This is a genomic window from Mycobacterium sp. URHB0021 (assembly GCF_054057895.1).
Genome location: NZ_JBSRZT010000002.1, coordinates 1,808,326 through 1,829,443, shown reverse-complemented (window position 1 = coordinate 1,829,443; position 21,118 = coordinate 1,808,326). Strand labels below are relative to the sequence as shown.

Genomic DNA, 21,118 nt, shown 5'->3' with positions numbered 1-21,118 from the left:
GCGCCGGACAACGAGTGGCAGCGCTGGGATGGCGCAGCACCAGCGCGGCGTGGCCCACGAATGCTCCAGGCACGGATTTATGGTGCGCGCCGATGCGAGAGCGAAGTAGGGTAATCCACTACTCGACTTTCGACGGGCGTCTGCTTGGTGAATCGCGTATAGAACGACAGCCGACTATGGGAGTCGTCGCGCTGGAGCCATTTCAGCAAATGCGATAAGTGGAGTGCGCTCATACCCTCGACGCGAAGATTCCCTTGAGCTGTCCGGCGAGGACAGCGGGCGCATCCGCCGGCACCGAATGGATCAGCCCGGACGGGATCAGCGCGGCAGCCCGCTCGTCAGCCGACTCGCCGGCCAACGCAGCCGCGAACTCATCGGCGGTGCGTCCGGAGCCGGCGACGACCACGACGGTGCGGCCGGCTTGCACGCTTCGCTCGACATCGGCGTAGGCGATCTCTCCGCCGTTGATCAGCACCGTGACGGACGGTGCGCCGTCGGCGAGAGACGTTGCAGTCTCAGCAATCCATGGGCTTTCGGCGCCCCACTGGTCGCCGGGCACGATCACGAAATGGGTGTGTCGGGGCTCTAGCTCCACCGCCCCCGGCCGGGGTGCCTGGATACCTGGCCACTGCACCGTGCCGGCGGCCACCACACCAACAAGCGGAAACTCTGCCCCCGCTCGCGCTTCACCGAAGAGTTGCATGACACCGGCAAACGTTCCACCGTCCACGCCGACCGCCCTGTACTTGTCCAGCACAGGAGCGATGCCCGAGACGAACAAGGCACGCAGGCGGTTCATATCGGCTTCATCGAACCCGTCGGCCCCACCCACCACCACGAGAGTCGGTCGCGGCGGATGTAATCCTAGAGCGGCGAGCGCCAAACCGAGTTCGTTCGCTTCCGAAACCCGCACACCAAGTGCGCCGCCCCTATTCGGAAACTCCAGTCGGAACGGCGCCGGCACGGTCAGCCGCCCAGGTATCCGGCGAAGTGTTCGGTGTCGGCCATCAAATTCATGCTCCGGCAGTCAATGGGCCAGAATACTACCGCCTCCGTCATAGGGCGGTGCGACCTCGCGGCGATCGGCACGACCGTCACCCACCGGCGTCGGCATTCTTTGTGAATTGACCCTCGGCCCGGCGATCGAGCAGCGACGACGAGCATACGAGCTGTTGACCATAACTACAGGTAGTCGCTCACGAAAACACAGGTAGCCGCTTACGCACGCGAGGAGTATCCGGCGCTCGTACATTTTGTCCGACAGCTAACGCAAAGGGGGAGTCGTGGCGAAGAGCGCGGTATTAATCGGGGTCAATCGGTACCGCATTCCGGGGGCCGACTTGCGTGGCTGCGTACCCGACGTGAAAAACATGTCCAGTCTGCTTCAGCGGAAATATGGCTTCGGCGCGGGTGACATCTGCATGCTCACCGACTTCGATGCCACCAAGAAGGCCATCGAACAGGCCATCACAGGGCTGGTCAGCGGTGGGCACCGTGGCGATGTGCTGCTCGTGCACTTCTCCGGTCACGGCTCCAACGTCCCCGACGACAACGGCGACGAGGCCGATAACCGCGACGAGATCCTCTGCCCGACCGATCTCGACTGGTATGACCCACTGCGCGACGATTGGCTGCGCAGTGTCTTCGACGGACTCAGGGATGGGGTGAGTCTCACGGTGATCACCGACAGTTGTCATTCCGGCACCGTGACGCGGGCCATCGAACCGCCCGACGCCCCGGTGATACAGCGTTACCTTCCGAGCCCGTGGGACCTGGCCGCCGCTGAGTCCGGCCGCAGTCTGACCGGGACAACCCGCGGCACGCTGCACCAGGCGCCGGAGTCCGAACGCAAGGCTCGCGACATCGTTCACGTCGACATTCCCGAGGTGCTCATCTCGGGCTGCCGGGCCGACCAGACTTCGGCCGATGCGGCCATCGGCGGCGGTTTCGCCGGAGCGCTGACGTACAACCTGGTTGAGGCGCTCACCGAGACCGAGACACCGCTCTCCTACCGCGAGCTGCACGACCAAACCTGCGCCAAGCTGAAACACAGTCGTTACGAACAGATTCCGCAACTCGAAGGCAGCGAGGCGCGCCTCGATCAACCTTTCCTGTCGCCACTCGGATAGCAGCCGGCACTCGCTCGGGAGGACCGCCATGACTGTGAAGCTGGCGATATACGGCCAACGCGACGAGGGTGATCAGCGCGCGACGCGGGGTGGTCCGCCCGGCGCCGAGATTCCGGTCACCGACCTGCTCGACGGCGTGCAGGTGGTCAAGTCCTTCGATCTGTCGCCGTCGGCGCGGTCACGCGCGGAATCCGCCGCGCCCGTTGAGGAAACGGTCGAGGACGACGACGTGCTCGAGATCGAGGTCGAGGGCGGTTTCCAGATCTGGACGTCGGCGAAGCGCTATCGCGAGGACGTCCTGCTCCTGAAGCCGGGAGCGCAGGTCGGCGATGCGGTCAGTGTCGACACACTGCCGCGAGTCTCGGAACGCGGCATCACCGAATGGCTGACAAGCCGGCTGCGCGTCCTGCGGATACGCAAAGACACCGTGGCGGATCTGGTCAGCAACCCCTCGCTGTGGCCTATCGACCTGACGGAGCTGGCGAAAGACCTCGGGATCGACCTGGCGGTCAAGCTCCCCGCGTGGTTCGCCACCAAGGTCTTGATCCGCATCATCGAAGGCCGCCTCAAGCCAGGCCCCGGTCTGTACACCTGGGAGGATGCCACGCGCCAGCCCGGCGCGGACACTCCCATGCCGGTGAGCTTCGAAGGCCTCACCGTCGACGAGCCGATTCTCGTCTTCATCCACGGCACGGCGTCGTCGGCACGCGGCAGCTTCGGCGCCTTCCTGAGCCAGGACGCGCAACCGCAGCGACAGGCGCTGCGTCAACTCTTCGGTGATCGCATCTATGCGTTCGAGCACCGGACATTGAGCGACAGCCCGATCGACAACGCCATCGAACTGCTGCGGGCACTGCCGCGCAACGCCCGCGTCAGCATCGTGACGCATTCGCGCGGCGGCCTGATCGGCGATCTCGTGTCGCTGACCTCGATCAGCACCGATCTTCTCGCCCGTTTCGATCGCAAGGATCCCAAACTGTTGCTGGCCGACGCGCACGATCGGCGGCAACTCGAACGGCTCGCTGAACTCATTGGGGAGAAACAACTTCGGATCGAACGATTCGTCCGCTGCGCGTCGCCGTCCCGCGGCACACTGCTCGCTGGGGAGAACATCGACATATTCCTGTCGGTGCTCACCAATCTCGTCGGTCTGATCCCGGGGGTGGGCGGAACTCCGCTCTACGAGGTGACGAAGCGGATTGCGCTGGAGATCATCCGGAGCCGGACCGTGCCGACATTGGTACCCGGACTCGAAGCGATGATCCCAGAGTCGCCGCTGGTCGCCCTGCTGAACAACCTCACCGCCCCGGCGGCCGGCGCGTTGGGCGTAATCGCCGGTGACATCGAAAGCGGACACTGGCTCAAACGCCTCGGCGTGTTCGCCAGCGATCACATCATCTACGAGGCTCGCGACAACGACCTGGTCGTCAACACCGACGCGATGTTCCATGGAGCCCGTCACGATCCGGCGGGCTACGTCTTCGACAAGGGCGGCGACGTCAGCCACTTCAACTATTTCCGGAATCCGCGGACACGCGTCGCGCTCGTCGACTGGCTTGCGGGATCGACCGAAGAATGGCCGGACAACTTCCAGGAGATCGCGGCCGACCACTTCGACCCCGTGCCGATGCTGCGGTCGATGCAGACGCGTGGCAGTGCCGACCAGCCGATCGTCTTCGTCCTTCCAGGAATCATGGGTTCGCACTTGAACATCGGCGACCGCGAGGTATGGATGCGATACCTTGCCCTCTTGCGAGGCGGGCTCGGCGACCTCGCCGATATGAACGCGCCGAACGTGCGTCCGGTCGCCCTTGTCGGCGACGGCTACCGCGGGTTGTGCGAGTTCTTGCAGGACTCCCACGAGGTGATCCCCTTCGCCTACGACTGGCGGCGTTCGGTGGCCGACGGCGCACAGCTGCTGGCCGTCGAGGTCGAGAATGCGTTGCGGCGGACCCGGCAACCGGTGCGCATCGTGGCTCACAGCATGGGCGGGCTGGTGGTGCGCGCGATGATCGCCACCCAGCCAGATCTGTGGGACCGCGTGTGCGCCCGGGACGGCGCGCGCCTGGTGATGCTGGGCACGCCGAATCGCGGTTCGCACGACATCGTCGAGGCGTTGCTGGGCACGTCCGCAACCGTTCAGCAGCTCGCGTTGCTCGACCTCGCCCACGACAAGGCAGACATCGCCGCCATCGTGGCGAGGTTCCCGGGAGCACTCGAGTTGTTGCCCGACAGCGGGAATTACTTCGAATCGTCCCAATGGCGCCGGTACCGCAACGAGCGCCGCGAGTCGGCCCTACCCGATGACGCGGTGCTGGCTGCCGCGCGCCAGAAACGCGATGATCTCGCTGCTCAGTTGGCGCTGTTCCCGCATGCCGATTGCGTGCAGTACGTGGCAGGCGCCTCGCCGCGCACCGTATCCGGTATCGAGATCATCGACGGTCGCGTCGTACTGGACTGCACCACAGAAGGCGACGGCCGAGTCACCTACGAGTCGGGCCGCCTTCCGGGAGTACGGACGTGGTACATGGAGGCCGTGCACGGCGACCTCGCGGCGCACGAGCCGGCCTTCCGCGCGCTGCAGGAAGTCCTCGAGACCGGCACCACGACCTCTCTGTCGACCTCCCCGCCGAGCACGGCCCGCGGCGGTGCGGTCACGTACCGGGCGCTGCCTGAGCCGGTGCTCTATCCGACCGAATCATCTCTGGCGGCAGGCATACTCGGCGTGACTCCGCGCAGGCCGTACGAGCAGAAGGAGAAGGCGGGCTTCAAGGTATCGGTGGTACACGGCGATCTGCGCTACGCGAAATATCCGATCGTGGTCGGGCACTACGAAGGGGACACCATCATCGGCGCCGAGAAGCAGGTCGACGAGCTGATGCGCGGTGCGCTGTCGCAGCGCTACGCACTCGGTCTCTACCCGGGCGAATTCGGCTCCCTGGCGGTTGTCTTGCGTCAGCCCACCGCGGTGCAGAAGGCGCTGCACCTACCCTCAGGCGCAATCGTCATCGGTCTGGGCAAGTGGGGTGAACTGAGCACCGGGCAACTGAGCGACCTGCTCCGCCGCGCCACGCTCCAGTACGTGCTCGAACTCCGCGACGGCTTGGACGCGTCGTCCGACGACGAACTCACGGCGAGGCGGGGCCTGTCGCTGCTGCTGATCGGCGGCAACTCGACAACGAACATTGCCGTCGGCGATTCAGTAGGTGCCATCCTCCGGGCGATAGCGCAGGCGAACCGTGAACTCGCCGACGGCGGCGACAGCGGCTTGACCATCCAGGAGATCGAAGTCATCGAGCTGTACACCGACACGGCGATCGAGGCGGCGCATGCGGCCAAGCGTCTCGCTCCGATGATCGGCAAAGAGCTCGATATGACGATCGACGCCCGTCAGCTGCTCGTGTCGGGCCGAGAGGGGCGAAGGCGCCTGACCTCGACGACGGGCCGTGATGCCTGGCGCCGGTGGGAGGTCAGCGTGGTGACGCCTCCCCCTAAGTACGAACCGCCATCCCTACCAAAGCCACTCGCCGACCGCCTCAAGCGTGCCGTGCTTGAATCCGGCAATGCTGACGCGGAATTGCTCGCGGCACTCGCGGAGTTGGCGATCGGCGAGCCCCCGCAGTCGAACGAGGCGCATCGACAAATCAAGTTTCTGACTCTCTCGGACCGCGCACGGGCCGAAGCCACCTCGCAGCAACGACAGCCGGAGCTCGTCGATCGCCTGATCAAGGACTCGATCTCCCAGCCGCGTTTCCGCCACGAGGAATCACGTGTGCTGTTCGAGCTCACGGTTCCGAACGAGCTCAAATCCGGACTGGCGCAGGTGGACAACCTCGTGCTGGTCCTCGACGCGGAATGCGCCACATACCCGTGGGAGTTGATGAGCGCCGGCGACAAGCCACTGTGCATCACGAAAGCTCTGGTGCGGCAGTTACAAACTTCAAACTACCGCCCACAGATCGGCGCGCGGGCCGGCACCTCAGCGTATGTCGTCGGCGATCCGCTGGTCGGCCCGCCGTATCGGCAGCTGCCCGGCGCGGCCGCCGAAGCCCGGGCGGTGCACGACCAATTGCGTAGTCGCTTCGACGTCGACGAACCGGTCACACAACCGACAGCGCTGGAGGTGCTTGCCGGGTTGTTCAAGAAGCCTTATCGCATAGTGCATCTGGCCGGACACGGCCACTACGAACCCCCGACAACTCCGGACGGCAAGGCGCGCAGCGGAATGGTGCTCGACAACGGCGTATTCCTCACCGCCGTGGAGGTAGGCCAGATGCAGCAGGTACCGGAATTGGTCTTTCTCAATTGCTGCCACATCGGGCTGACGGGCCCGGAGGCAGCGCCGACGAAGCCGGCTGTTGAGTTCAATCGACTGGCCGCAAGCGTTTCCCGCGAATTGATCGAGATGGGTGTACGCGCAGTAATTGCCGCCGGCTGGGCGGTCAAGGACGACGCCGCCAAGGACTTCGCGACGGTGTTCTACGAGAAAATGCTCGGCGGCGAGACCTTTGGTCGCGCGTTGCGGGCTGCCCGCACCCACACCTACGACATGTTCGGCGACTGCAACACGTGGGGTGCCTACCAGGCATACGGCGATCCGGACTACCGGCTCGATCCGAGCGGAACCGGCACCGCAGCGGCGGGACTGGGCCCCGTGGATGTTGCCGAATTCATCGAAGCGATAGACGATATCAGCGTCGACGCGGAAATCGGCAGCATCAAATCGCCGGGTCCGGCGGTTCAGAACCTCAATGCACTCGTCAGGGATTGTCCGACCGATTGGCTAGCCCTGACCGATGTCCAGATGGCCATCGGCTACGCCTACGGCAAGCTCAACCAGTACGACACCGCCCGCCGATATCTCGAGACGGCGCTCGCCGGTGAGGGCGACAAGTCCACGACGACCATGCGTGCCGTCGAGGAACTCGCCAACTACGAGACACGCCTTGCCGACGACGTCGCCAAGGGAGATCCAGAGCGTGCTCGCGAGCTGTATGACCGTGCGACGGTCCGCTTGGACCAACTCCTCGCCGTGGCCGAGACGGCAGAGCGGCACAGCCTGATCGGCGCTGCCCTCAAGCGTCGCGCTATTGCAGAACCCAACGTGAGGACCGCAAGGAAGAGGCTCGCCCAGGCGTCCGACCACTACCGGCAGGCACATGTGCTCTGTCTGCAGCGCCGCGGCCTCGATCCATACCCCACGTTGAATTGGGTGACACTGGCTACAGTCCTCGATGAGGAAGTTCCAGACGTCGATGCATTGCTCGAGCGGTGCGAGGCAACGGCGACCGAGCAGTTCCTGATCGACCGAAAGTTCTTCCCCGCGATCACAATCGCCGAAGTGGCCCTGCTGCGAGCGCTCCGAGCGGGTCGGCTCGGAATACAAGGCCAAGCGGGAGACGATGAGCTTGCCCGACTCAAGGATCTCTACCAGGACATCATCCGGAAGGCCGCGCCGACCGCCCGTGAACTCACGTCGGTGGGCAAGCAGATCACCGTCACCGGCAGGTCGCTCGAGACGCTCTGGCCCAATCGCGCGACGACCAAGGCGACGGTCGCGCGCCTGGCCGAGCTGCGCCGGAGCATCGCGGGCCAAGGGCGCGACGAACGCGTCACCAATACGGCGGTCTCATCGAATGGAAACGGAACGCGCTCGGCAGTCGCGTCCAACGGACAACGACGTCGGCCCGTGGGTGAAGGCATATCGAGCTAGTCAAACACGTCGAGGATGCGTGAGATGACCACTACGCCATGAGCATTCCGGACTCCGGCGCGTCGACCGACTCCCCAGTGTCGACCCAGGGGGGCTTCGTCTACGACGCCTTTGTCAGTTATTCCAGGAAGAATTCCGACGCGGCCGACAAGATCGAACAAGACCTGCAGAAGTTCCCACTGCCGCGCGAGATCTGCAGGCGATTCGGGCGACGACACCTCAACATATTCCGAGACGTGAACGACCTCACCGGCAACCGGCTCACCTCAGCGCTGGAACAAAATCTCGAACGAACCCGGACACTGGTCGTTCTCTGCTCCCCGGCGGCTCGTGCCTCGACGTACGTCGGCCTGGAGATCGCTCGCTTCGCCGAACTGCGAGACGCCGGCAAGATCGTACCGATCCTGATCGCCGGTGTGCCGAACAACGAGCGCGATTCGGATCCCGCGGAATGGGCCTTCCCGGATGCGCTTGTTGCCGCACTCGGGGGCGAGCCCCTCGCGCCAGACCTTCGCAGCGCTTGGGGGATCGAGCGCCGACGCGCCAAGCTGGCCCGCAGTTCGCCATGGATTCAGCTGGTCGCCGGCATCGTCGACGTCAGCCCCGACGCCCTGACCGAGCGCATTGCCAAAGGCGAGCGCCGCCGCCTCCAGCTGATAGCCGGTGGACTTGCGGTGGCCCTGACCGTTGTCAGCACGCTCGCCGGCTTCGCGTGGATTCAACGCAACAACGCCGTCGAACAGGCCCTCATCGCGACCACACGGCAACTCGCGGCCACCGCCAAGACAACGGCGCAAACAGACCTGCAGCCCGCGCTTCTGCTGGCAGATACGGCTTATCGGACACATGCGGAGCCGCAGACGATAGAGGCCTTGCACGCAGTTGTCACGACGACCCCCCAGTTGGTGGCGTTTTACGATTTCGGTCAGCCGGCCACCGTAGTCGACGGCACACCGGATGCGACGGTCCTCGTCGGCGGGACCGAGTCCGGCGCCGTGTATCGGCTGGACCGCGCGACCGGGACGATGACCGAAGTGATGGCTCTCGACGCACCGATCGAGTTCTTGTCCGTCAGTGACGACGGGAAGACCATCGCGGCGACAGGTACTCGATACGACGAGGATTCCATGCCCGAGCCGTCGCAATCTGCCGTGTGGCACGACGGAGAGTTACTTCTTCTGCCCGGCAAGCGAATCGGGGCAATGTCGCCCTCTGGCCGCACAATCGCTACGTGGTTCGGCGACGACACGCTGGAGATGGTCGCGGACGGACAACGGACAACCCTAGTTTACGCCGGCCGCGCCGCCTGGGTCGAATTGCCCAGTGACGCTGCGGTGGTCACGATGAGTGGTGATGGCCGATTCAACCGGGCCGCTGTGGACGGTTCGAACAGCGAGACAACGGAAATCCCCATGGGCATGTCGAGGGTCGGTGGCACCATCTCCCCCGACGGCGCGAGGTTCACCTACATCAGCCAGGGTCTCGAGAATGAGGTGTGGGATCTCGCGGGCCCGCCCGCCGAGCAAGCAGGCGACGCGACATTCGTGGGGCATACCGGCAACGCCCGGAGTTCGGCTATTGCCCTCAGCCACAACGGAACCCGCATGGCAACCGCCGCTGAGGGCGCGATCTTCGTCAGCGACGTCCAGCCCATACACGAGCGATCGTCGCAATACACCGCACTGCGCGGCGCCGGCACCAACCCCCACTCGCTGCGCTTCCTGTCCGACGACGTCATCTTGAGCGCATCAGGAAGCAGCGCCGCGCTGTGGGACCTTGGCAAGACGACCTTGTCGGCCGCCAGGGTTCCGGCAGAAGTCGGCAGCGACTGCGGCGCATGTGGGCCGCCCCGGGTAATCGTCTCACCGGATGCCGGCAAGGCCGTGATCGCGAACAACGTGCTTTCCGGCGCCAGCTTGGTCGACCTGACCGGGGGTAGCAGCCGAAGCATCTCCATTGGCGCGAAAGACGGCGACGCGAACTCTGATGCGCCGCCAGCGATGGTCTGGCTGGACGAGCAGCGACTCTTCGCGTACGCCCCCAAAGGGAAAGGGTGGATTCTCAGCGGCGACCAGCTCGACGTGATCGAGAGAGGATTCTCGCTTCCAGACGTCGGTACCGTGACTCGCGCGGTTGTGCGCGATGACGGCAGGGTTGTCCTGGTCACCGAGCGCGGTCTGGTTCTGGTTGATCCGGCCACGGGTGCGGCGGTGGAAACGGGACTCAAAGCGGTCGCAGTCACTACCGACGGAGCATTCGCCGTCAACTTCACGCAGCAGAACGGGAAGCAAAACTCGACAACTGCGGAGATCATCGACATCGCGTCGGGGCAGCGTGCCACAAAGCCTGTCGACGGAGTCCTGCTCGACTTCGTCGAACACACCGATGGCAACATCACCCTTCTGAGGCACGCCGACGACCGGTCCGGGGCCACCGACGTGTTGCTACTCGACCCGCACGACGGCACAGTTCGCTCCGCCGAACCGCTCGCCGATCTGTCGGCCGCGACCAGTCCAGAGCTGGCCTCCTCGGCCCAGGCGGTTTTCGTGGACGAGGCCGTCGGGGTCGGCCTGTATTCACTACGCGATGCCCTGCGGTTGAGTGTCGTTGCCGTCGAGTCAGGGCACCGAGCGTTCAACGCCGTCGGGCTGAACCGCGACGGGACGGTATTGGTCGTTGCCAGTCAGTCGACCCAGGATGTCTTGCGAGTACCCGTCACCGCTGACGCGTGGTCCGCACTGGCCTGCAAGTCCGCCGGCCGCCAACTCCATCAAGGTGAGCTGGAAAGCATCGTGGAATCGACGAATGGCTTGACCCGGGGGTGCGGCGGTCCCAGTCGACACCCGTCTGGTGATGTCACACCGAACTGAACGAGAAGGCGATGACAGCGGCGGCGGCGATCAGCAATACCCATGCGACGACCGGTACCAGGATCCCGCGTGGCCGGCGTGCCGTGAAGAACGACATCGCGACCGCGATGACCGCCACCGCAGGTGCGCCGTACTGGATGAGAGTGAAGCCGACGGGCCCGGTCCCCATGTGGGGGCAGTTCTGACCGCTGCACGCCGCAGTGCCGAGGATCTTGACGTACATGAAACCTACGACCGCGGCAGCGCCCGGCAACGTGAGAAGCGCGAGAATCCAGTTGTTACTGGGTCGCGTGCCGGTGGAATTGGTTTTCGTCGCGGTCAAGGCCGTCACCTCCGATGTACTGGTGTTTCCGCTACGCAGTCACGGAGTACCCACAATCGCGCTTCGAGCGCACGCGTGGCGGCTCAGCGGGCCGGTGTACCGCCGATCAACGGCGAACGCCGCCGGGTCCCGCACACCAGCACCGCAACCGCAAACAGCACCTCGATCGCGGACAGGCCGGTGGCCAACGCCATCACCGCGGGCTGCTGACCTGCCGCGACCACGTGTGCCGCATGGTGATGCGCCGGCGCAGGCACATGCAACGCAATCATCCCGAGGTTCATCAGCGCGACCAGGCACCACACCCCGGGCGTCCCGCGCAGCCACAGGTCACGCGCGCAGTACAGGCACGCCACGATCATCGCCGACATGAGCACCGCCATCGCGATGTTGGCCGCGTGACCGAGCATGACGGCGTGCAGAACGGCCGATGTCGCAGCGAGCACCGCACACGTCCGCCGCCCGATCACGGCAGTCGCGCCCATGGACATGTCTGACTCCTCGTCTCGGCGCTGTCATGGACCGCGGCCTGTCACCGACGATCCTCCTACCATATAGATCCACGCGAACGACGAAACTCATCGCAGGCGGGACGATCTGTTCCGCCGAAACTGTATTCCAGCAGCCTCCACTCGATCTTTTTCTGCTGGAATACCGTTTCGGCACTCAAGAGGGACGCCAGCCCCGCGAGACCATCGCCTCCCACGCCTGCTGGACGAGCTCATGGTCGCGATCCTCTTTGATCGCGCGCACGACGCGCCAACCCAGTCGGCTGAGCTTCGGCCACACGCGCTGATCCTTCACGTATTGCAGTCGACTCGTTCGATGCTGATCCCCGTCGTACTCCGCGCCGACCATGAACTCCTCCCAGCCCATGTCGAGGATCCGCACGAGTCGCCCGTGCTCGTCATAGATGGGTATCTGCGTGGTGGGTTTCGGCAAACCGGCGTCCATGAACACCAAGCGCAGACGCGTTTCCTGCGGTGAGGCGGCGCCGCCGTCGACGAGCGGTAGTGCCGCTTTCAGGCGAGCCACACCGCGCGCGCCCTTGTAGCGCTTGGCAAGCACCATGACGTCCTCGGCAGAGAACGACGCCACACGCATCAGAGCGTCAAGGCGTGCTACCGCCTGGGTCCGCCTTTGATATCTTCCGAGGTCGAACGCCGTACGTGCGGGCGTCGTCACGGGCAGGCCCCCAACGGATGTCAACTCGTCGTCGCCGACGCGTTCATTGCGGGTGACGATGCCGCGAGGCGGTCGGGTGCAATTCCACAAGAGTTCGATCGCGATGTCGTCGTCCACCCATTCCGCACCATGCAGGCCCGACGCGGCGACGCCAGTGACGACCCCATTGCGTTTGGACCACAGCCAAGCACCGACGGTCCTGTCCCGAAGCGATGAATCACCACCCCGCGGCACATGCACGTTGGGGTAGATGGGCCGATACCACCGGGCAAGTTCGTGTCGCGTCACGACACCGTTGGCGATCGCCTCGCTACCGATAAAGATCTCCCCCATGGCCGCATACTGGCCGCGACTACCGACAAGCCGCCGAAACGGTATTCCAGCAGCCCGCCACTCGATCTTTCTCCGCTGGAATACCGTTTCGGCGAATTAGAGACCGAGGATTTCGACACTGAGTTCGCGCATCTGGACCTTGCGGACCTTCCCTGTCACCGTCATCGGGAATTCGTCGACGATGTGGACGTAGCGCGGAATCTTGTAGTGCGCCAGGCGTCCCTCGGCAAAGCAGCGCACCGCCGCGGCATCCAGCGCGGGGCGGCCCGGCTTCATCCGGATCCAGGCGCAGATCTCCTCGCCGTAGCGGGTGTCGGGAACGCCGATCACCTGGGCGTCCTCGATGTCGGGATGGGTGTAGAGGAACTCCTCGATCTCCCGCGGGTAGACGTTCTCGCCGGCGCGGATCACCATGTCCTTGATCCGGCCGACGACGCTGCAATACCCGTCGTCGCGCATCACGGCCAGATCACCGGTGCGCATCCACCCGTCGGAATCGATTGCCTGGGCGGTCTTCTCGTCGTCGTCCCAGTAGCCGAGCATCACGGAGTAGCCACGTGTGCAGAACTCCCCCGGCTGGCCGCGTTCCACCACATCGCCCGTGTCCGGGTCGACGATCTTGATCTCGACATGCGGGTGGGCCCGGCCGATCGAGGAGGTCCGCCGTTCGAGGTCATCGTCGATCAGCGTCTGGCAGGACACGGGCGAGGTTTCGGTCATGCCGTAGGCGATGGCGATCTCGGACATGTTCATGTCCGTGACGCAATGCTTCATCACCTCGACCGGGCACACCGCCCCCGCCATGATCCCGGTTCGCAGCGCCGAGACGTCGCGCTCGGCGAACTCGGCGTGGTTCTGCATCGCGATGAACATCGTCGGCACGCCGTAGACCCCGGTGCAGCGTTCCTGTTCGATCGCTTCGAGCGTGGCCGCTGGATCGAAACCCGGCGCGGGGATCACCATCGTCGCGCCGTGCGTGGTGGCGCCCAGGTTGCCCATCACCATGCCGAAGCAGTGGTAGAACGGCACGGGAATGCACAGGCGGTCCTCGGGCCCGAGGTTGATCAGCTCGGTGGTGAAGAACCCGTTGTTCAGGATGTTGCGATGCGACAGCGTCGCGCCCTTGGGGAAACCCGTTGTGCCCGAGGTGTACTGGAGGTTGATCGGGTCGGTGTTGGTCAGGCCGGTCGACCTGTGCGCCAACTGCGCGGCCGACACGTCGTCGGCGCGGGCACGCAGCGCATCCCAGTCCGCGGTGCCGAGGAACACCACATCGGTCAGCGCGGGCGTCTCGGCGCGTACTTCGTCAACCATCGCGGCGTAATCGGAGGTTTTGAACGACGTCGCGCAGATCAGCACGCGCGCTCCGGACTGGTTGAGCACGTAGGCCAGCTCGTGGCTGCGGTAGGCCGGATTGATGTTGACCAGAATGGCGCCGATCTTCGCCATCGCATACTGGGTGACCGTCCACTGCGCGCAGTTCGGCGCCCAGATGCCGACCCGGTCGCCCTTCTCGATGCCCGTCGCCATCAAACCCCTTGCCACGACGTCGATCTCGGCATTGAGTTCGGCGTAGCTGTAACGCAAACCCTGCGCGATGTCGACCAGTGCGTCGACATCGGGATAGGCGGCCGCGATGCGCTCGAAGTTGGCCCCGATGGTCTCCTCGAGAATCGGCATGTCCGTCGGCCCTGCGTCGTAGGACTTCAACTTCACCTCGTCCCGTCGCTTCGCTCGCCCCGGCATCAGATCAGATCCTCGTAGCGGTGCTCGGTCTCGATCCGGGTGCCGGAGCGGTGCGCCTCTTCCTCGCGCCTGCGCAGCTCGACCCGCCGGATCTTGCCCGAAATCGTCTTGGGCAGTTCATAGAACTCGACCCGTCGCACCTTGAGGTAGGGCGCGAGATGGTCGCGGGTGTACTCCATGATCGCCCTTGCCGTCGCCGCGCTGGCCTCCCAGCCGTCGGCGAGTGCCACATAGGCCTTCGGCACCGCCAGACGGGTGGGGTCGGCCTGCGGCACGACGGCCGCCTCCACCACGGCCGGATGCTCGATCAATACACTCTCCAGTTCGAAGGGCGACACCTTGTAGTCCGACGATTTGAAGACGTCGTCGGTTCGACCGATGTAGGTGATGTAGCCGTCCTCGTCGCGGCTGGCGACATCGCCGGTGTGGTAGTAGCCGCCGGCCATCACGGTGTCGTTACGCCGCGGGTCACCGAGATATCCGGTCATCAGGTTGAGCGGATTGGCCGCCAGGTCCAGGCAGATCTCGCCCTCCTCGGCGCGCTCACCCGACACCGGGTCGACGAGGATCACGGGCACCCCGGGCATGGGTCGTCCCATCGAGCCCGGCTTCACCGGCTGGCCGGGCGTGTTGCCGACCTGCAGCGTGGTCTCTGTCTGCCCGAAGCCGTCCCGGATCGTCAGACCCCACGCGCGCTCCACCTGCGCGATGACATCGGGGTTCAGCGGCTCGCCCGCGCCCAGGATCTCGCGCAGCGCTTCAGGTTTCGGGCCCAGGTCGGACTGGATGATCATGCGCCATACCGTCGGCGGCGCGCAGAACGTGTTGACGCCCGCGCGGCGGATCTGGTGCAGAAGGGCCGCGGCATCGAACCGGCTGTAGTTGTAGACGAAGATCGTGGCCTCGGCGATCCACGGCGCGAAGAAACAACTCCAGGCGTGCTTGGCCCAACCGGGGGAACTGATCGCCAGGTGCACGTCGCCGGGCTTCACGCCGATCCAGGCCATCGTGGACATGTGCCCCACCGCATAGCTGACCTGCGAGTGCTCGACGAGTTTCGGCTTGCTGGTGGTGCCGGAGGTGAAGTAGATGAGCATCGGGTCCTCGACGGTGGTGCACGCGGTGAACGACGTGGGTTCGGCCGCATCGGCGTCCGCGTAGCGATGCCACCCGTCGACGGGGTCGCCGACGGCGATTCCGGTGTAGTCACCGGCCACCCCGTCGAATTTCACGGCGTCCGCCGCATTGGCGATCACGAACCTCGCGCCACCGCGATCGATCCGGTCGCCGATGTCCGCCGGGCCCAGCGCGTTGGTCGTCGGCATGGTGATCGCGCCCAGCTTGGCCACGGCGAGCATCGACTCCCACAGCTCGACCTGATTTCCGAGCATCAGGATGACCCGGTCACCCTTGACGACGCCAAGTCCGGCCAGCCACGTCGCGACGCGGTTGGAGCGGTCGGCCATCTCGGCGAAACTGACCTTCTGCTCGCGGCCCTCCTGCTCGACGATCCACAACGCCGTGCGGTCCGAGACGCCCGAGGCGCGCGCGATCGTGTCGAACCAGTCGGTCGCCCAGTTGAATACGCCCGTGAGCTGCGGGAAGGCGAACGACTCGACGGCCTTGGCGTAGTCGTCGAGCACGCTGACCAGCTGGTCGCGGGCGCTGCGATACAAATCGGTGTTCGTCACCATCCCGATAGGATCCACGTCACAGCCGCTGCGCCGCTACCCCCGGCCGGAGAAGGAGGCCACACAGCAGAAATGGCGGCCGTGACACGATGGCTCCGTGGCCCCGATAAGTCCGTTTCGCATTTCGATTCCCGACGCTGATCTCGCCGACCTGAAGGAGCGGCTGACCCGCACCCGATGGCCGGAGGCCGAGTGCGTCGACGACTGGACTCAGGGCATCCCACGTAGCTACACCCGTGAGCTCGCCGATTACTGGGCGGGCGAATACGACTGGCGCACAAGCGAAGCCGCCCTGAACCGGTTCGACCAGTTCACCACCGAGATCGACGGCCTCGACATCCATTTCATCCACCAGCGATCAGCCGACGCCTCGGCGTTCCCATTGCTGATCACGCACGGCTGGCCGGGATCGATCGTCGAGTTCCACAAGGTGATCGAGCCGCTGACGGCCGCGGGGTTCGACGTGGTGTGCCCGTCGCTTCCGGGATACGGCTTCTCCGGTAAACCCGGGGGCACCGGCTGGAGCATCGACAAGATTGCGCTGGCGTGGGAGACGTTGATGGGCCGCCTCGGCTACGACCGCTACGGCGCGCAGGGCGGTGACTGGGGCGCGGCGGTCACCACGCAGATCGGCCGCAATGGCGGCCGCTGCGCGGGCATCCACGTGAACATGCCACTCGTCCAGCCGCCCCGCGGTCTGAAGAACCCAACGGAGGAGGAGAAGAAGGCGCTGGAAGGGATCGACTACTACCGCCAGTGGGACAACGGCTACGCCAAACAGCAGTCGACGCGGCCGCAGACCCTCGGATACGGGCTGACCGATTCGCCGGTCGGGCAGCTGGCGTGGATCGTCGAGAAATTCTGGTCGTGGACCGACTGCGACGGCCATCCGGAGAACGTGCTCACCCGCGACGAGCTGCTGGACAACGTGATGCTGTACTGGATCACCGCGTCTGCGGCGTCGTCGGCGCGGCTGTACTGGGAGAGCTTCCGCATCTTCGACGGCGGCGACCGTCGGGTCGAGCTGCCCACCGGCATCGCCGCGTTCCCGAAGGAGATCCTGCGCGCACCGCGTAGTTGGTGTGAGGACTCCTACAACGTGACCCACTACACCCAGATGCCGCGCGGCGGACACTTCGCGGCGTTCGAGCAGCCGGAGCTGTTCGTCGAGGATGTGCGGACGTTCTTCGCGACCGTCCGCTAGCGGGGCGCAGGCCTTTCACAGCTGCCGAGACTGCGGCTAGGCCAACGACTCCACCCAGGCCCGGTGCAACGCCGCGTACCTGCCGTCGGCGCGGCCGATCAGGTCGTCGGGTGGGCCGTCCTCCACGATGCGGCCGTGCTCGAGCACCAATACGCGGTCGGCTACCTGAACGGTCGACAGCCGGTGCGCGATGACCAGAGCGGTCCGATCCGCCAGCACGGTTTCCAGCGCCCGCTGCACCATCCGCTCGCTGGGAATGTCCAGCGACGACGTCGCCTCGTCGAGGATCAGCACTGCGGGATCGGCGAGAAACGCACGGGCGAATGCGACGAGTTGGCGCTGTCCCGCCGACAAGCGGCCGCCGCGCTTGGCGACGTCGGTGTCATAGCCGTCGGGCAGCGCGTCGATGAACCGGTCTGCGCCGACGGCCGCGGCGGCCGAACGCACTTCGCCGTCGGTGGCATCCGGCTTGCCGAACCGGATGTTGTCGGCGACGGTCCCGTCGAACATGAAGTTCTCCTGGGTCACCATCACGACGTGACGGCGTAACTCGCTCTGCGAAAGGTCGCGCAGGTCGATCCCGTCCAGCGTCACTGAACCCGACGTCGGGTCGTAGAACCGGGCGATCAGCTTGGCGAGCGTGGTCTTGCCCGCCCCCGTGGTACCCACGAGCGCCACGGTCTGCCCGGCCGGCACCATCAGCGAAAGATCCGGCAGCACCGGGCGATCCGGCACGTATGAGAAGCGCACGTCGTGAAATTCAACGTCGCCGCGGACCGAGGACAGTTCGACCGGCTTCTCCGGATCGCCGATTCCCGGGCGCTCGGCCAGCACCCCGGCCAACTTCTCCAGCGCCGAGGACGCGGACTGAAAGGTGTTGAAGAACTGCGAGATCTCCTGCATCGGCTCGAAGAACATCCGCAGATACAGCAGGAACGCGGCCAGCGTGCCGATGGTCATCTCACCGTGCAGCACCCGGTAGCCGCCGTAGAGCAGCACCACGCCGGTGGTGAGATTGCCGACGAGCTTCACGCCGGGCATGAAGACCGCGAGCAGCTCGAACGTCCGCTCGTTGTCGTACCGGTACCGATCGGCGATGTCCTCGAATATCTCCTGGTTGCGCGGCTCCCGCCGGTACGCCTGCACGGCCTTGATACCGGTCATCGTCTCGACGAACTGAACGATCACCAACGCGGCGCTCTCACGCACCTTGCGGTAGGTACGCGACGACTCGCGGCTGAACCACCAGACGAGCAGAACCAGGATCGGAAATGCGCCCAGACACATCAACCCGAGCCGGACGTCGAGAACCACGAGCAGGACCGCGGTGCCGCCGAGGGTGAGCACCGCCGTGATCAGGCTGTCGAAGCCGGTCTCCAGCATGTCCTGGATCGCCTCGACGTCGTTGGTGGACCGGCTGACCACCCGGCCCGACGTGTATCGGTCGTGGAACGCGATGTCGAGGCGCTGGAAATGTCGGAACACCATGCGCCGCAACTCGAGCAGGATGCGCTGGCCGATGCGGCCCGACCGGCGCAGGAAGAGCATCCGGCTGACGGCCTGAGTCACCACGACCGCGCACAGCGCACCGACGATGATCATCAGCTCACGCGAGGACCCACCGTCGAGAATCGGCGGGATGCCGTGGTCGATACCGCGCTGCACGAGTATCGGCACCGAAAGCCTCGCAGCGTTTTCCACCACGACCACGAGTGCGAGCATCGCGACCGCAAAGCGGTAGGGACGCAACAGCAAGCCCAGGAGACGGCGGGCCTCGCGGCGGCGGGGGATGGATTCGTCGATCGGCAGGTCGTCACGGCCTTCGTCGAACCGGCCGCGCCAGCTGTCCGTGCTGTCGTCGGGATCTTCGGGACTGTCGACGGATCTGGTCTCGGTCGCGGTCACCGGCGCTCACCTTCCGATGTCGCATAACGCCGTTCGCGGCGACCCGGCTGACAGTCTTCAACGGCCTCCTGCTCCTCGTGGGCGAGGCCGAGGCGCGCGCGTTCCTGGTCATCCTCCCAGGCGCAGGTCCGCTCGCAGCCATCGTCGAGCTCGTCGTCGGCGGCCAACAGGTAGCGGTACTCGGGAACTCGGGCGAGCAGCTCGGCATGGGTGCCGACATGGGTGATGGTTCCGCGCTCGATCAGCGCGACCTTGTCCGCCAGAAGCACGGTGGACGCGCGGTGCGCGACGATGACGCCGGTCACCGCATGAAGCACGCGCCCGAGCGCTTCGGTGACGACGGCCTCGGTGTGCACATCGAGTGCGGACAGCGTGTCGTCGAGCACCAGGATCTTCGGCGCCGCCAGGATCGCGCGGGCCAACGACAACCGCTGCCGCTGCCCGCCGGACAGGCTCATACCCTGCTCGCCGATGCGGGTGTCGAGGCCGAACGGCAGGTCGTAGACGAACTGCGCGGCGGCCACGCTGATCGCCTCGGCCAGCTGCTGGTCGGTGGCCTGAGGGCGTCCGAGCCTCAGGTTCTCCGCGACCGACATCGAGAACAGCGTCGGATCCTCGAACGCGGTCGCCACCGTCTCTCGCAGCGTCTCCAACGGCATGTCGCGGATGTCGCGTCCGTCGATGCGGATCGCACCCTCGGTCACGTCGTACAGCCGCGACAACAGGGCCGCCAGCACCGATTTACCCGACCCCGTGGCGCCGACGAGCGCCAATGTCTCGCCGGGCTCGACGGTGACACTGACATGTCGCAGTGCCCATCTGTCCGGCTCGCCGGACGGCGCCATTCTGTCCGGCTCGCCTCCGTCGGTGTCGGGGAACCTGAAGCTGACGTCGTCGAGTTCCAGCCGGCCGCCGAGCGGCGCGTCGAATTGGGCGCCGTCCGTGATTTCCAGTGGCGCGTCGAAAATCTCTGCGATCCGGTTGGCCGCGGTGAACGACTCCTGCGTCATCGACAACAGGAAGCCCAGCGACGCGATCGGCCACACCAGCGACAGCATCATCGTGATGAACGCGACCAGCGTGCCCATGGTCACCAGGCCGTGTCCCGCGGCGTAGGCACCGAAACCCAGCACGACGATCAGGGTGAGGTTCGGGATGACCTCGAGCAGGGTCCAGAATTTCGCCGACACCAGCACCCGACCGACCTGGGTGTCGTGCAGGTCGGTGGCCTGCTCGTCGAACCGGTCGAAGACGTAGTCCTCCCGCCCGAACGATTTGACCACCCGCAGGCCCAGTGCCGACTCCTCGACGTGGGTGGCCACGGACCCGGCCTGATCCTGCGCGAGCCGGGAGAGCCGCGTGTACTCCTTCTGAAAGTGCAACACGATCAGCGTGATGGGCACGATCGACACCAGCACCACCACGCCGAGCGGCCAGTACATGGCCAGCAGGATGGCCGTCACCACGGCGATCTGAATGACGTTCAGGAGCAGAAAAACCATGCCGAAAGACATGAACCGGCGAATGGTGCTGAGGTCGTTCATGATCCGTGACAACAGCTGGCCGGACTGCCAGCGGCCGTGGAATGACATCGGCAGTATCTGCAGCCGCGCGTAGAGATCCTTGCGGATGTCGGCCTCGACACCCATGGTCGCGCGGGCGACGAGCCAACGCCGGATGAACCACAACACGGCCTCGGCGATGCCCAGGCCCACCGCCCCTGCGCCCAGGACCCACAGCCCCTGCTGATCCTGATGGCGCACCGGACCGTCGATCACCGCCTTGGTCATCAGCGGGATCCCCACCGTGGCGATGAGGCTCACCATCGCGACGACGACCATGGCGATCCAGCGCACCCGGTAGGGCAACAGGTAGGGGAGCAGTCGCCGCAAATCGGAGCCGGTTCGCTGGCTTTCGGGCGGCGGCGCGATGGCCGGCGACGAGCGCAGGGCCTTGACGGGGTTATCCACTATTCAGATCTTCCCATGGCCCGCAAACTGTTAACGCCGAACCGGAATCG

12 protein-coding genes are annotated in these 21,118 nt (G+C 65.5%); 4 read left to right on the top strand and 8 right to left on the bottom strand.

All coding sequences use genetic code 11. The annotated features are described in order from the left end of the window. Positions 1–229: 229 nt before the first annotated feature. The gene (locus ACVWWN_RS11285) at positions 230–838 is read right to left on the bottom strand and encodes a hypothetical protein (RefSeq protein ID WP_457149089.1); all 609 of its coding nucleotides are present in this window, start codon (positions 836–838) and stop codon (positions 230–232) included. Between the two features lie 445 nt (positions 839–1,283). Between ACVWWN_RS11285 and ACVWWN_RS11280 the strand changes: the two genes are divergently transcribed. The 3 genes from ACVWWN_RS11280 to ACVWWN_RS11270 are packed head-to-tail and all read left to right on the top strand — an operon-like array spanning position 1,284 to position 10,712. Next, the gene (locus ACVWWN_RS11280) at positions 1,284–2,129 is read left to right on the top strand and encodes a caspase family protein (RefSeq protein ID WP_457143969.1); all 846 of its coding nucleotides are present in this window, start codon (positions 1,284–1,286) and stop codon (positions 2,127–2,129) included. A gap of 28 nt (positions 2,130–2,157) precedes the next feature. Further along, the gene (locus ACVWWN_RS11275; protein WP_457143968.1) at positions 2,158–7,842 is read left to right on the top strand and encodes a DUF7379 domain-containing protein; all 5,685 of its coding nucleotides are present in this window, start codon (positions 2,158–2,160) and stop codon (positions 7,840–7,842) included. 38 nt (positions 7,843–7,880) lie between these two features. Next, positions 7,881–10,712, top strand: a complete 2,832-nt coding sequence (locus ACVWWN_RS11270; protein ID WP_457143967.1) for a toll/interleukin-1 receptor domain-containing protein — start codon at positions 7,881–7,883, stop codon at positions 10,710–10,712. On the opposite strand, the gene ACVWWN_RS11265 is transcribed toward ACVWWN_RS11270, so the two are convergent. The 5 genes from ACVWWN_RS11265 to ACVWWN_RS11245 form a co-directional block, all read right to left on the bottom strand. Further along, a complete protein-coding gene (locus ACVWWN_RS11265; protein ID WP_457143966.1) occupies positions 10,699–11,034 on the bottom strand; it encodes a hypothetical protein in 336 nt (111 codons plus the stop codon). The genes ACVWWN_RS11270 and ACVWWN_RS11265 overlap by 14 nt on opposite strands. Before the next feature lie 83 nt (positions 11,035–11,117). Next, on the bottom strand, positions 11,118–11,525 hold the full coding sequence (locus ACVWWN_RS11260; protein WP_457143965.1) for a hypothetical protein: 408 nt from the start codon (positions 11,523–11,525) through the stop codon (positions 11,118–11,120). A 175-nt stretch (positions 11,526–11,700) separates the two neighbouring features. After that, positions 11,701–12,552 carry a hypothetical protein gene (locus ACVWWN_RS11255; protein WP_457143964.1) on the bottom strand — a complete coding sequence of 284 codons (852 nt, stop codon included), beginning with the start codon at positions 12,550–12,552 and terminating at the stop codon, positions 11,701–11,703. Between the two features lie 96 nt (positions 12,553–12,648). Then, positions 12,649–14,298 carry an AMP-binding protein gene (locus tag ACVWWN_RS11250; RefSeq protein ID WP_457143963.1) on the bottom strand — a complete coding sequence of 550 codons (1,650 nt, stop codon included), beginning with the start codon at positions 14,296–14,298 and terminating at the stop codon, positions 12,649–12,651. After that, positions 14,298–15,992 (bottom strand): AMP-binding protein, encoded by a 1,695-nt coding sequence (locus ACVWWN_RS11245; protein WP_457143962.1) that lies wholly within the window; start codon positions 15,990–15,992, stop codon positions 14,298–14,300. Before ACVWWN_RS11245 ends, ACVWWN_RS11250 begins: the two co-directional genes overlap by 1 nt. Before the next feature lie 94 nt (positions 15,993–16,086). Here ACVWWN_RS11245 and ACVWWN_RS11240 point away from each other — a divergent pair, with 94 nt between their 5' ends. Next, positions 16,087–17,193, top strand: coding sequence for an epoxide hydrolase family protein (locus ACVWWN_RS11240; protein WP_457143961.1), 1,107 nt, complete (start codon positions 16,087–16,089; stop codon positions 17,191–17,193). 36 nt (positions 17,194–17,229) lie between these two features. Here the strand turns inward: ACVWWN_RS11240 and ACVWWN_RS11235 are convergent, their stop codons facing one another. Continuing rightward, complete coding sequence (locus ACVWWN_RS11235) at positions 17,230–19,098, bottom strand: ABC transporter ATP-binding protein (protein ID WP_457143960.1); 1,869 nt, start codon at positions 19,096–19,098, stop codon at positions 17,230–17,232. Next, the gene (locus ACVWWN_RS11230; protein ID WP_457143959.1) at positions 19,095–21,068 is read right to left on the bottom strand and encodes an ABC transporter ATP-binding protein; all 1,974 of its coding nucleotides are present in this window, start codon (positions 21,066–21,068) and stop codon (positions 19,095–19,097) included. Before ACVWWN_RS11230 ends, ACVWWN_RS11235 begins: the two co-directional genes overlap by 4 nt. Positions 21,069–21,118: the final 50 nt, after the last annotated feature.

Bases quoted from the DNA above. Each gene is read 5' to 3' on its own strand.
- ACVWWN_RS11275 (WP_457143968.1), top strand. From the start codon at position 2,158: ATGACTGTGAAGCTGGCGATATACGGCCAACGCGACGAGGGTGATCAG.
- ACVWWN_RS11270 (WP_457143967.1), top strand. From the start codon at position 7,881: ATGAGCATTCCGGACTCCGGCGCGTCGACCGACTCCCCAGTGTCGACC.
- ACVWWN_RS11260 (WP_457143965.1), bottom strand. From the start codon at position 11,525: ATGTCCATGGGCGCGACTGCCGTGATCGGGCGGCGGACGTGTGCGGTG.
- ACVWWN_RS11255 (WP_457143964.1), bottom strand. From the start codon at position 12,552: ATGGGGGAGATCTTTATCGGTAGCGAGGCGATCGCCAACGGTGTCGTG.
- ACVWWN_RS11250 (WP_457143963.1), bottom strand. From the start codon at position 14,298: ATGCCGGGGCGAGCGAAGCGACGGGACGAGGTGAAGTTGAAGTCCTAC.
- ACVWWN_RS11245 (WP_457143962.1), bottom strand. From the start codon at position 15,992: ATGGTGACGAACACCGATTTGTATCGCAGCGCCCGCGACCAGCTGGTC.